The 13,713-nt window shown below is 46.9% G+C and carries 8 protein-coding genes; 1 reads left to right on the top strand and 7 read right to left on the bottom strand.

The genetic code is table 11. The features are described 5' to 3' along the window. Positions 1-53 precede the first annotated feature (53 nt). The 7 genes from gltB to AC0VYG_RS22075 all read right to left on the bottom strand — a co-directional run bounded on the left by gltB (position 54) and on the right by AC0VYG_RS22075 (position 11,088). A complete protein-coding gene (gltB, locus tag AC0VYG_RS22045; protein WP_475430020.1) occupies positions 54-4,505 on the bottom strand; it encodes a glutamate synthase large subunit in 4,452 nt (1,483 codons plus the stop codon). Between the two features lie 472 nt (positions 4,506-4,977). Beyond that, on the bottom strand, positions 4,978-6,552 hold the full coding sequence (locus tag AC0VYG_RS22050) for an AAA family ATPase (RefSeq protein ID WP_475430021.1): 1,575 nt from the start codon (positions 6,550-6,552) through the stop codon (positions 4,978-4,980). 31 nt (positions 6,553-6,583) lie between these two features. Continuing rightward, positions 6,584-7,675: a 3-dehydroquinate synthase gene (gene aroB / locus AC0VYG_RS22055; RefSeq protein ID WP_475430022.1), complete on the bottom strand. Its 1,092-nt coding sequence runs from the start codon at positions 7,673-7,675 to the stop codon at positions 6,584-6,586. Continuing rightward, a complete protein-coding gene (locus tag AC0VYG_RS22060; protein ID WP_475430023.1) occupies positions 7,656-8,225 on the bottom strand; it encodes a shikimate kinase in 570 nt (189 codons plus the stop codon). The genes aroB and AC0VYG_RS22060 overlap by 20 nt, the downstream gene beginning before the upstream one ends. A gap of 41 nt (positions 8,226-8,266) precedes the next feature. Further along, entirely contained in the window at positions 8,267-9,436 is a 1,170-nt protein-coding gene (locus AC0VYG_RS22065; protein WP_475430024.1) for a type IV pilus secretin PilQ, read from the bottom strand. Further along, positions 9,429-10,142, bottom strand: coding sequence for a hypothetical protein (locus AC0VYG_RS22070; RefSeq protein WP_475430025.1), 714 nt, complete (start codon positions 10,140-10,142; stop codon positions 9,429-9,431). The genes AC0VYG_RS22065 and AC0VYG_RS22070 overlap by 8 nt, the downstream gene beginning before the upstream one ends. After that, complete coding sequence (locus AC0VYG_RS22075) at positions 10,114-11,088, bottom strand: hypothetical protein (RefSeq protein ID WP_475430026.1); 975 nt, start codon at positions 11,086-11,088, stop codon at positions 10,114-10,116. The genes AC0VYG_RS22070 and AC0VYG_RS22075 overlap by 29 nt, the downstream gene beginning before the upstream one ends. A 149-nt stretch (positions 11,089-11,237) precedes the next feature. Between AC0VYG_RS22075 and AC0VYG_RS22080 the strand changes: the two genes are divergently transcribed. Then, entirely contained in the window at positions 11,238-13,697 is a 2,460-nt protein-coding gene (locus AC0VYG_RS22080) for a penicillin-binding protein 1A (RefSeq protein WP_475430027.1), read from the top strand. The last annotated feature ends 16 nt before the right edge of the window (positions 13,698-13,713 follow it).

A 13,713-nucleotide genomic window follows, 5' to 3' on the forward strand; every position in this document is an offset into this window, starting at 1 on the left:
GGTCAAACTGATTCATATACGGTGTCCAATGACACCCCAACCAACAGCGTGTTTTATTCTGGACGTTGACGAGTATTCGCCAAAAGGGTACCCAAACTGGCGGCTTTTGGTTTCACTAGCCAGAATTTGCCAATGTAGTCATAGAAGTTCTCTAGGATTTCTTGGCCCCATTCGCTGCCTGTTTCGCGCACATATTCTTCAATGACACTACGAAGATGTGAGCGATATTCTTCGGTAATCTCAGTACCAACTCGTTGGATTTCTACCAATTCATGGTTGTACTTATCCACGAAAGTACGGTCTAAGTCGAGTACATAGGCAAAACCGCCCGTCATCCCCGCACCAAAGTTATAGCCCGTATCACCTAGTACCGTCACCAAGCCGCCTGTCATGTATTCACAACAGTGATCTCCTGCGCCTTCGATGACTGCATAGGCCCCGGAATTACGAACCCCAAAACGCTCGCCCGCCGTACCAGCGGCAAACAATTTACCGCCAGTTGCACCATACAAACAGGTGTTACCAATAATGGCGGATTGTTGCGATTGGAACATTGAGCCCTTTGGTGGACGAATGACCAGTTTACCCCCTGTCATGCCTTTACCAACATAATCGTTGGCATCGCCTTCAAGGTACATATTCAAACCACCCGCATTCCATACGCCAAAACTTTGACCTGCCGTTCCGGTTAATTTCAAGGTTAATGGCACATCGGACATCCCTTGGTTGCCATAACGTTTAGCAATTTCACCCGATAAACGCGCACCGATAGAGCGATCACAGTTCGTCACATCAAAAGTAAACTCACCGCCTTCTTTTTCTTCGACCGCGTCTTTTACCGTTTCCCACATTTTTAGCGCCAATAGGCCCTTGTCGTGGGGTGGGTTAAACGGTGTCTGGCAATATTGTGCTTTCTCAGCCGAGATCTGATCATTTTTTAAAATAGGTGACAGATCCAAATTCTGTTGTTTCTCCGTCTCTCCTGGCAAAATGGTCAATAGATCCGTACGGCCAATCAAATCTTGCAGACTGGCCACGCCAAGCTTCGCCAACCATTGACGAGTATCTTCTGCCATAAAGCGGAAGAAGTTTTTCAACATCTCAACGGTGCCAATAAAGTGCTCGTCTCGTAACATTTGATCTTGAGTCGCCACCCCTGTCGCACAGTTATTCAAGTGACAGATACGCAAGAATTTACAGCCCATCGCGATCATTGGCGTGGTACCAAAACCGAAACTCTCTGCCCCTAGAATGGCTGCTTTCACAACGTCTAGACCCGTTTTTAAGCCGCCATCTGTTTGTAGGCGAATCATGCCACGTAGGTCGTTAGAGCGCAGCGCTTGCTGTGCTTCGGCTAAACCGAGTTCCCATGGCGAACCCGCATGACGAATCGAGGTGATGGGTGATGCCGCCGTACCACCGTCGTAACCTGAAATGGTGATCAAATCGGCATACGCTTTGGCAACCCCTGCAGCAATCGTCCCTACGCCTGGCTCGGAAACCAGCTTCACTGAGACTAGGGCATCGGGATTAACTTGTTTCAAATCGAAAATAAGCTGAGCCAAATCCTCGATAGAGTAAATATCGTGATGAGGTGGCGGAGAAATCAAGGTCACACCCGGTACCGCATAACGCAGACGAGCAATTAACCCGTTTACTTTACCACCTGGTAGCTGCCCCCCTTCACCCGGTTTAGCACCCTGTGCCACTTTAATCTGTAGCACTTCTGCGTTTACCAGGTATTCCGGTGTCACCCCGAAACGACCAGAGGCAATCTGCTTAATTTTGGAACGGCGTTCTGTCCCATGGCGTGCGGGATCTTCTCCACCTTCACCAGAGTTAGAGCGACAACCTAATTCGTTCATGGCCTGAGCTAAGGCTTCGTGAGCTTCAGGCGACAGCGCTCCTAAGGACATACCTGCCGAGTCGAAGCGTGGCAAAATCTCTTCAATCGACTCCACTTCATCAAGGGCGATAGGCTTGGCTTTATCGGAAATGGTAAACAAATCACGCAGCATTGACGCTGGACGGTTGTTCACCAGTTCGGTGTATTGAGTAAAGTCCTCAAAATGCCCACTGCCCACGGCAACTTGAAGGTTACGCACCACATCAGGGTTGAACGCATGATACTCAGATTCATGAACGTATTTTAAGTAGCCACCCTGCTGAATGGGTTTACGCATCTTCCAAGCATTATTGCCGATCTTCTGCTGTTCTTTCTGGAAGTCTTCAAAACGTGCGCCTTTAATACGGCTAGGAACCCCTTTAAAACATAGGTCGACAACTTTGTCATCCAGACCAACCGCTTCAAATAATTGTGCACCACGGTAAGAGGCAATGGTTGAAATACCCATTTTCGAGATAATTTTCATCAACCCTTTGTTAATCCCTTTACGGTATTTCACATGGCAGGCAATTGGGTCCCCCAACACTTCACCTTTATCAATCATATCGTTGATTAAACGATAAGACAGATAAGGGTAGACAGCGGTGGCACCAAAGCCCAATAACACAGCGAATTGATGAGGGTCACGAGCAAAACCAGTGTCGGCAACGATATTCGAATCGCAGCGTAGACCTTTCTTGGTCAAATAATGGTGAACCGCACCTACCGCCATGGGGGCAGGAATCGGTAATAAGCCTTTTTCTAAATCGCGGTCCGTCAAAACGACAATCACAGCACCGTTACGCACCACCTCTTCTGCGCTCAACTGTAAGTTTTTAATCGCTTGCTCAAGGGAAATCTCTTCTGGGTTGTAATAGGTGCTCAAACGCACTAAACGAAAGCGATGATCATCCAATGCTAACAAGCGGCTGTATTTGCGTGCCGACAAAATGGGCGACGATAGAATAATACGGTTAGCGTGTTTGGGAGTTTCTTCAAACAAGTTACGTTCGACACCAATACAGGTCTCCAACGACATCACCACAGACTCACGTAGCGGGTCAATGGGCGGGTTGGTCACCTGGGCAAACTTCTGACGGAAATAATCCGTCACAGGGCGTGTCTGGCTCGACATGACCGCCATGGGTGTATCGTCCCCCATGGAGCCAACCGCTTCATGACCGCTCTCGGCCAAAGGACGGAAAATCTGTTCACGCTCTTCAAAAGACACTTGGAACATCTTCTGATAGGTGGACATTTGATCTTTGGTGAAAGGTTCAAATTCAAGGGATGACTCTTCCAACAAGGATTCGATGCGAATGGCTTCTTGTTTCAACCATTTTTTATATGGATGCATGGATTTTAGGCGATTATCAATATCGTCTGTATGCAGTATTTCACCATTTTGCGTATCAACGACCAGCATCTGACCTGGACCCACACGCCCTTTGGACACTACATCTTCTGGCTTGTAACCATAGGTGCCGACTTCTGATGCCAAAGTAATGAAACCATTTTTAGTGACCACCCAGCGCGCGGGGCGTAGACCATTACGATCCAGCATACAAATGGCATGACGACCATCGGTCATCACCAAACCCGCTGGGCCATCCCAAGGATCCATATGCATCGAGTTGTACTGGTAGAAAGCACGCAACTCTGGATCCATGTTTTCGACGTTTTGCCACGCAGGTGGAATGATCAAACGAGCTGCACGGAAAATATCCACCCCACCAGTGACGAGGATTTCCAGCATATTGTCCATGGAAGACGAGTCAGAACCGGTTAGGTTAACCAACGGTTTAAGGTCTTGTAGCTCAGGAATCAGTGGCGTGCGCAACTTGCTGCTGCGCGCCAAGGCCCAATTACGGTTGCCTTCGATGGTATTGATTTCACCATTGTGGGCCAACATACGGAAAGGCTGAGCCAATGGCCATTTAGGCAAGGTGTTGGTTGAGAAGCGTTGGTGGAAAACACAAATCGCCGTTTGCATTTTTTCATTACCCAAATCTTTATAAAAGAAAGGCAAATCCACTGGCATCATCAAACCTTTGTAAGCCAACACTTTGTCGGACAAAGAACAGATGTAGAAGTTTTCGTACTCCGCGAGCGCCATTTCACTTTGACGACGTGCCACAAACAAGCGTGTTGAAAAGGTACGTGCGTCCATACGGTTGCTATCAACAAACACTTGCTCTATTCGAGGCAAGCATTCCATGGCGATCACACCAAGACAAGACGCATCGATTGGCACTTCACGCCAACCCACGACATTTAAGCCTTCATCCGTTAGCTTTTGGGTGACGGTATCGCGTTGCTCACTGGCAAGCGCTTCGTCTTGATCAAGAAATACCATGCCAATGCCGTAAAGATCAGACAAGGTATGGCTGAATAAGGTTTGTGCCTCGCCACGTAAAAACAGATCAGGCTTCTGAAGCAGAAGACCACAGCCATCACCGGTTTTGCCGTCGGCTGCGATACCTCCACGGTGTGTCATACATGTCAAAGACTCAATGGCAGTCTTAAGCAATTCATGACTCGTATTGCCTTCCATGTGTGCAATTAAGCCAAAGCCACAGTTGTCTTTGAACTCGCCAGGACGATAAAGGCCTGCATTCATACACCAACTCCCACAGTTGAAACGTAAATAATTTGAATAGAACTGAATTAAAAGTTTGTTGGACAGATGGACTTTATTGAAGCTTTATTAAAGTTCAACACACGCTTCGAAATGATTATTTTTGCGTCCAATCTACCTAAAAGGAAAATCATACTACCTCGCGAAGAGACATGACTCAAATCATGTTCGGTTCCTTTTCGCTTAATTTGGCGTTATTTAGCAGTGCTTTAACAGGAATTAGAGCGTCTAAAGAGAATTATCTATGGTTGGAGAATTTACAAACAGAAAAATCCTCTGTTCATTGAGTTTTTTCAGAGAAAAATGGTTTTTTACACTTTTTATTGGGATGGCGCATAAAAAATAGACGCGAAACTGACACGAAAAAGCGTCGATTCAGCCCAAAAACGCCCTGACTAAGAGAAGATTCCCGCCTTTCTCAGAGGTTTCGGCTAAGTTTGCCATCACTAGCAGATTATTCTGCTTTTTTGATGTCTTGCTGAATGCCTCGCACACTTCGCGACCAAGGATCCAACTTGCGTAAGTCTTTTGGCAAAGACTCAGAGGCACTAATCGCTTCACTACGGTTGCTGTATAAACCATATACTACGACATACCAGTCGCGCCCCTTGTGTTTTGCTTTAAAATAACTAAACACACTGATGCTACCCTGATCTTTAATAAAATCTTTCACCGTACTGAGACTGTAAGTGCCAAGTAACTGCAGGGTGTAATCTCTAGGGTTTTGAGTCAGCCACCATTGGGTTTTATTAAATGGGTCTACACTTTTGTCTACATCAACATTCTCTTTTGAGACAGCGATGGGAACGGGGGTAGAGGATGCGACTGTCGAGCCCCCCGCCGATTCAGATGATGGCGCAATCGTTGGCGCAGGTTTGGCTTGTGGTGCCTCATTACGAATAGGCGCAGTCGGCACAGACTGAGTCATTGAAGGTTGAACAGAAGTAACTTGGTCTTCTTTAGGTTCAGGGGGAATGGGTGGTAAGTTAATTTTCCCTTCCCCGATTTTACGCTGCATTTCGTCAATTTTAGCCATCGTAGCCGAGGCAGACTTTTTCTGCTGTGACGCAATTTTCGGCGTCGTAAGAGGAATCACATTACCATCTTTCGATACGAATCCATCCTCGTCTTTGTCCGACCCTGAGCCATTAAACAAAACGGCGACCAGAATGCCCAACATCACCACGCACAATAGTGCCATGTGAACCAAGGGAAACCCAATGGCGATATTAAAACGGCCTTTTTTCGGTGCTTTACCACCATTACCCATCATGGCCTGAGCCATTTCATTAATGGGTCCTGGGTAACCGCCAGAGTCATGATGAATGTGTTTAATCTGCTTATCATTAAAGGGCAAATTAATATTGCCCCCTACGGCGCGCACCCGATGCAGTAAATACGCTCTCGTCTGCTCCAAAGAATAGGGTGTCATTGTCAAAGAATGGCTTAGCTGCTCATAACGCGTACGCTGATAGGCATCCAGATTTCGTCCTAGAGAATGCTCCGAAAACAGTGCCACATGCGGCACGGACTGACTCTCCGTCGCCAAAGACATCATATCCAGTAACATGGTGACGGCATCGGTATTCAGCTCTTGGGCATTATCAACCAACACCAGCGCCTTTTGCCCACGGGATTCCAAGTCATGAGCAAATTTCAATAAAGGACCAAACGTTGCTTCATTTGGCGGCTCCTTCATGAACTTAGAAAAGCCCTCATAGATAGCTTGCAACAACTGCCCAGCGGTCATTAGCATGCTGGCTTTAACTTCGCTAATAATGGTGCTGTCATCCTGATTACGGGCAAACTCCATTAAAAAGCGACTTTTACCGCTACCTTTTGGGCCCAGTACGATAGATAACAAATTGCTGTAACGACTGAGATGCTCCAAAAGTGCGAGCTGTTGATTGCCTTCTTCACTAGCAAAGTAGGCAGAAGTGTCTTTCGAGCCGAAAGGATCCCGCAGCGTCGCTTTGGGCGGCTGATCAAGGGCTTTTTCTAAATCGAACTGAAAATTCGGCTCTGACATATTTGTCCTTTGGAGTCGATACTAAACTAAGTTACTGACTTGCCTCTATGGCATCGCTTAAACAAGCATTGAAATCATCCATAGGGAAATCCGATGTGACCATCGCACTCCCTAACGTCTCTAATAACACTAAACGCAAACTACCATCTAACACTTTTTTATCCAATGCCATGTGCGCAACAAAATTATCACGAGTCATCTCTCGTGGCGGCAACACGGGCAGTTTTGCGGCGTGAAATAAGTTCACCGTGCGGCTAAGGTCTTGCTCGGTAATGTTCCCCATACGCCAAGATAAATCGGCCGCTAACACGCAGCCAGCCGCCACGGCTTCACCATGCAACCAATGGCCATATCCCATTTGCGTTTCGATGGCATGGCCAAAGGTATGTCCGAGGTTTAATATCGCTCGAATCCCCCCTTCTCTTTCGTCTTGAGCAACAACGTTAGCCTTGGCAACACACGAGCGGTAAATGGCCTCACTTATTTTAACAGTATCTAACGACATTAAAGCGTCAATTTCTGCTTCTAACCAGTCAAAAAACAAGGCATCACAAATCAATCCATATTTAATGACTTCTGACATACCAGCGGACAATTCTCGCTGAGGCAAGGTTTCTAGGGTTTGCGTGTCAATAATCACGGCTTGAGGCTGATAGAAGGCCCCAATCATATTTTTACCCAATGGGTGGTTCACGCCCGTTTTCCCACCTACAGACGAATCCACCTGAGAGAGTAACGTGGTCGGCACTTGGATAAAGGGCACCCCTCGTTGATAAGTCGCCGCAGCGAAACCCGCCATGTCGCCAACGACCCCACCACCTAACGCAATGACGGTGGTCGTACGGTTATGTTTGGCTTCTAATAAAGCCGTCATAATACGGGCGTAGGTCTCTAGATTTTTATAGGCCTCGCCATCCGGTAAAATGCATGTATCCACTTTATAATCTGATGACAGCAAATTGACCAAAGCATCCAAGTAAAGAGGGGCAATCGTCTCATTGGTGACCACCATCACCTGCTTACCATGAATGGCCGCATCAAACAGTACCTTTTGCTGACGAATGCCATGGCCTATGTAAATAGGGTAACTACGATCACCCAATTCAACGGTTAACGTTTGCATTGAAAAGTGTTTTCTCCGTTTTTAAATGACGTTTAATGGCCTCTAACGCTTTATTAGCCACTGATTTAGGATGACGAGAGTCGGTTTCTACAATCACATTCGCCACTTCACGATACAAAGGGTCTCGTACTTGAAACAGCTTTTTTAATATAGCTTTCGGATTGCCATTCTGTAAAAGCGGTCGATGATTACTTTTGGATGTACGATATAATTGTTGTGCAACAGAAGCATAGAGATAAACCACCAGTGCATTACTGTCGTGTAGAAGCTTACGGTTCTCATCTCGCGTGACGATACCTCCGCCTGTGGCGAGCACGATACGGTTATCTTGATGGTTGAGCATTTGAACCAGTGTGCAGGTTTCGCGCTTACGAAACCCCTCCTCGCCTTCTTTGTCGAAAATCCATGGGATGTCAGCCCCAGCATTTTCTTCTATGACTTTATCAGAGTCATAAAACTCTCTGGCCAGAGACTGGGACAGTAAACGACCTATTGTCGTTTTTCCGGCACCCATTGGGCCGACTAAAATAATATTGGGGACGTTTGTCATTGTATTCAATTACATCGGAATTAGCTGATTCAGGCTATTGCCTAGTTAACTGACATTTGTAGCAGCTTTGGTGTAATAAATACAAGTAATTCAACCTTTTCTTCTTGTTCTGAGTGTTTTTTAAAAAGCGCCCCCAGATAAGGAATGTCTCCTAGCAAAGGAACTTGACTGTTGGTTGTGAACTTTTCTTTACGGAAAATCCCGCCTAAAACCAAGGTTTCTTGGTCTTTCACAACCACCTGTGTTCTTACGATGTTGGTTTTGATACTTGGTACACCATTCACCAGATCTCCGACAGAATCTTGATGGATGGTGAGCTTCAAAGAGATACGATTCTTTTCCTTCACATAAGGCGTCACCTCTAATACCAACGCCGCCTGACGGAATTCCACCTTCACATTATCGTCATCTACCGTTTGATAAGGCACTTCGGTGCCCGATTCAATCCGCGCTTTTTCCCCTTCCGACGCCACCACTTTAGGCTTAGACAATACTTTTGCCAGCCCTTCACTCTCTAACATGTCCAATGTAAAAGACAATAATCCCAGCCCATTGTGATTGGCAAAAGACAACTGACTTGTCGGAGCCAAGGCCCCTAAATCCACCGCTCCGCCCACAGAAGTCCGTACGCTATCAGCTAGGTTCGCCTGCCAATTCACCCCAAACTGGGATTGGGCAGAGGTGCTCACTTGAGCAATACGAGCACTGATCTCAATTTGTCTGAGCGGCACATCCAGCCAGGCGAGTGTTTTCGTCAGCCCACCCGCCCCGTTACAGGAGTAAGTAATGATAGAGTTGGTTCTGTCATCCACCACAATAGACATCTTGGGGTACAAGATTTTAAGCTGCTTGCCCACTTCTTTGGCTTTAGCATTACGCAACATCCAGAAAGAGCGTTGGCAAGATTGGGAGCTTGTTGTGGTCGCTGGGGCCGTTGAAGCGGGCATCAATACCGCCACGCCATTTTGCCATTGTAATGAAATATCAGGCTCTTTAGACACGGCATTGATCACCTCTTTCCAAGTGGCATTTTTAATGGAGAGAGTGAGTACATCGTCTATCTTGGGGCTAATCACCAAACTTTTATTCATTTTAGCGGCTAGCCACGGCAACACTTCCTGAATGGGACGCGACTCAAAAAACACATCCATCGCCTGCAAAGGCGAAAAACAATACACCCCCACCAACAGTAGGAAGACGCGCTTATTCATGAACGCCTCCTTGTGGATGGAGACGCAAAGCGGTTAAGTCCCCGGTTCGCGACATAAGGCGTACCTGCTTTGACGTGATAGACGCCACAGAGGCTCCCAACTCAGGCAACCAGCTCCCTTCTGTCACCCAAAGAGAATGATGATAGCCATCTTTCAGCAGCGCTGAGGCCTTACCCTGCTGCCGCATAACCGACACCAACTGCCAGCCCGTTAGCTTGATAGACCGTACTTCGACACGCACTGGCAGCCAATTTTGGTAGGTGGCATTGGGCCGTGCAGGGGCAACATCAAATTGTAGGCGACCTTTCCATCGTCCATCATTTTGCAACCACCAGCGAACCGACCGCAGACGCAGAAATACCTGTTTCTGAAGCGTTTCTTGCAATACTTGCCAATCCACCAAAGATGCCGTTCCGGTTAATTGCCAATGGGCCTGATGGGTTGCCGGCATAACCTGCAACTGGGTCTGAAAAAGTGCCTTATCAATCCATGCATCATGACGTAATTGTTGGACCTGCCACTGCCATTGTTTTTTGTCATGTGCATCTTGCTGAACCCGCTGTTCTGCTCGATTCACCTGGTCCAGCCTTGATCTAATCGGTGAATACCATGCACCAAGTTGTAGCAACACCAGAAGACTCAACAGTGACCCTCTGGGAGTAGGTAAGGACAGAGAGTTAGCCCGATGAAATCGAGATGCCCACATTAATAACCTCCTTGTTACCTCTCTTATTCGTACCTCTGACTTCGACTAAAGAGTGCCCTTCTTCTTGTACATTAAGCTGCCAATCAGGAAACTCCGTTTGCCAACGCGCTAATAATGATTTCATCTCTTCCATAGATAAACTCAATGCGACAAAGACTTTATTGTCGTAACTCTTCAGCGCGGATAAGCGCACCGGTTCTGGTAAAGCACGAACCGCTGCTAATACCTTCGTCAGCAAAGGCGAGGGAGAATCATAAAGCGAGATGTCATGAATCACTTGATGATGCTCCCCCGCAAGATGCTCAAACTCTTTGTTTAAATAATCATCATACAGCAGCAACCCCACATTTAAGACCACACAAACCACAAAAAACGCCAGCCATACAATTCGATGTCGATGACCAATGTCTCGATCCGGTTCAAACGGCAATAACGCCTGTTTCTGTAAACGAAATAGGCCAAATGGCAACGACTGATAAGCATTCCAATGGGATAAAGACACCACGCAACAGCGTAAGCCCACCGTTTTAAATGGTCGACAGACTTGCTCGACTAAATTTTGATGACAAGACAGCACGGCCAAATGAGAGCCCCGACGACGACGGGAGACATGATAATGGAACCACAGGGTTTCGGGAGGAGAGAAGTGCTTTTCTGCTGCACAAGCCAGTGCTGCTAACGAGGCTAATTCCCTTGGCATCGGATAATCCAAATCCTGCTCGGTGCTCGACAGCCATTCGTCGGGCAAAACAATAAGAGCAAACGCTTTGTGTTTGTAGCTATCTGGGGCAACCTGCGTCTGAAGTTCGGCTAGATTACTCTCGCTTGGTGGCGAATCAGAAAAGTCTAATTGAGAATTTTTTTGAACAGGAATATGCTCAATATCATAAAAACGACATGATGTGGCGCTATAAAGCACCACACAATCTGGCGTAATCGGCTTCATTATTCATCCTTGACGTATGCAGCTCACAATTTACTAGGTATCCTACCAAATACTAGCAAGATAACACGATTTGCTGCAAAGTTAAGCACCTACATTGTGATGAAGTTCGCTATAATGACGCTTTTTTAATCCATCTGTATCGGATCTGTATGTTGAAAGCACTCAAAATCTTCCTATATTTAACGGTATTTGGCATCGTCAGTGGTGCCATTGCAACATTTGTCGTCTATGAACACGTCAAAGATCGCATCCCCACTGTGGCAGAGCTCAAAGACATTAAGCTACAAATCCCATTACGGATATACACAGCGGATCACAAATTAATTGGTGAGTTTGGCGAACAGCGTCGAACCCCTATTACCTATGCCCAGTTACCACCAGGATTAGAACACGCTATTTTGTCTGCAGAAGACAGTAACTTCTATCACCACCCTGGGGTGGACATCATGGGCTTAGGTCGCGCCTTCATGCAGTTAATTACCACGGGGAGAATCCAAAGTGGCGGCAGCACCATCACCATGCAGGTCGCCCGTAACTACTTCTTATCTTTCAAGCAGACGTTTACCCGTAAATTCACCGAAATCTTTATTTCCTTAAAAATGGAGCACGAGCTGACCAAACACGATATTTTAACCCTATACGTCAACAAAATTTATCTGGGTAATCGTGCCTATGGCTTCCAAGCTGCCTCTCAGGTTTACTATAACAAACCCTTAAAAGATTTAGACATTGCTCAATATGCCATGCTAGCTGGACTCCCCAAGGCCCCATCAAGCTTTAACCCGGTGGCGAACCCTTCTCGGGCCCTTATCCGCCGAAATTGGATTTTGCAGCGTATGCTCTCTTTGGGCTACATCACCAAAGATCAATATCAAAATGCGGTAGAAGCACCAATTACCGCCAAAGACCACGGTATCTCACCGCAGGTGAATGCTGGCTACGTAGCTGAAATGGTACGTTCAGAACTGCACGATACCTATAAAGACGACCTCTATACGGCTGGTCTGACGGTCTACACCACCATTAATTCCAAAAAACAGAAAGACGCGAATGAAGCGGTCTACAATGGTGTATTGGCCTACGATACTCGCCATGGCTATCGCGGCGTACTCGATAAAAAACCAGGCTTATTAAAAGACACTCAAGCCGAGCAGATAAAAGCACTTAAGGACTATCCAGGATTACAAAAATGGCGAACTGCTCTGGTACTCTCTACAACGGATCAAACAGCCAACCTGTTATTGTCTGATGGCACCACCTACACCCTACCATGGGACGGCATGAGTTGGGCAAAACCTTATATTGACGAAAACTCGCAAGGTCCAGCTCCCACTAAAACGACGGATATTATGCAAGCGGGTGATATTATCCGCCTCAGGCCCGATCAAAACCAAGGCTGGCTGTTAGCGCAAATCCCCAAACTACAAAGTGCCCTAGTCTCTTTACGCAGCAAAGATGGCGCAATACAAGCCTTGGTTGGCGGGTTTAACTACTACGAAAGTAAATATAACCGTGTCACGCAATCCAAGCGTCAACCAGGCTCTAATTTCAAGCCCTTCATCTACTCCAGCGCCCTGAGTCATGGTTATACCGCCGCGACGACGATCAATGATGCCCCTGTGGTATTTAGTGATACAGGACTAGCCAAAGCCTGGCGGCCAACCAACGACGGCGGTAAATTTTATGGTCCAACACGTTTAAGACCCGCCTTATATCGCTCTCAGAACATTGTGTCGGTGCGCCTGCTGGATGATCTAGGTATTCCCCCCACACTGAAGTTCTTACGTCGCTTTGGGTTTAATCCAGACGATTTACCCCATAACCTGTCTCTTGCACTAGGTACCGCGAACCTATCGCCATTGCAGATTGCTACAGGGTATGCCGTGTTCTCCAACGGCGGTTATCAAGTCAAACCCTATTTGATTGATCACATTACGAATCGTCACAATAAAGTCATTTTCCAAGCCAACCCTGTCACGGTATGCGATAGCTGTACTCTGTTAGATAAGTCCTCAGATAGCGATCAACAAATGGGCTTATTTAATACACCAGAAGGCGTACGCAGCCTCCCTGTCGCACCGCAGGTTCTGAGTCCAAGTGTTGATTACATCATGTACAGCATTATGCAAGACGTTATCAAACTCGGTACGGGGCGTCGCGCTCGAGTACTGGATCGTCCCGACCTTGCTGGTAAAACGGGTACCACCAACGATGGTAAAGATGCGTGGTTCTCCGGCTTTAATGGCAAAATCGTTGCAACAGTCTGGAGTGGCTTTGATAATTCAACCAGTTTGGGGACAAACACCAATGGCTATCAAGAATGGGGGGGATCGGTTTCCTTACCAACTTGGATCGATTATATGCGTCCAGCCTTGGCGGGTACACCGCCTGCTTATATCTATAAGCCTTCCTCATTGGTTACCGTTCGAATTGATCCAAAAACGGGACAACGAGCGTTACCAGGCCAGAAAAATGCTATCTTCGAGATCTTCCGTAAAGATCATGTACCACCGCGCCGTAAACAAAGTAGTTTAGGATCAGACAGCGGGCAAGATAGTAATGCCCAGCAAGAAAAACAAACGGATAACGCCTTGGAAAACCTCTTTTAGAACAAATAGCTAACAA

This window comes from Marinomonas sp. 63XJN7_7_ISO-PGPR-S23-202 (assembly GCF_056173505.1).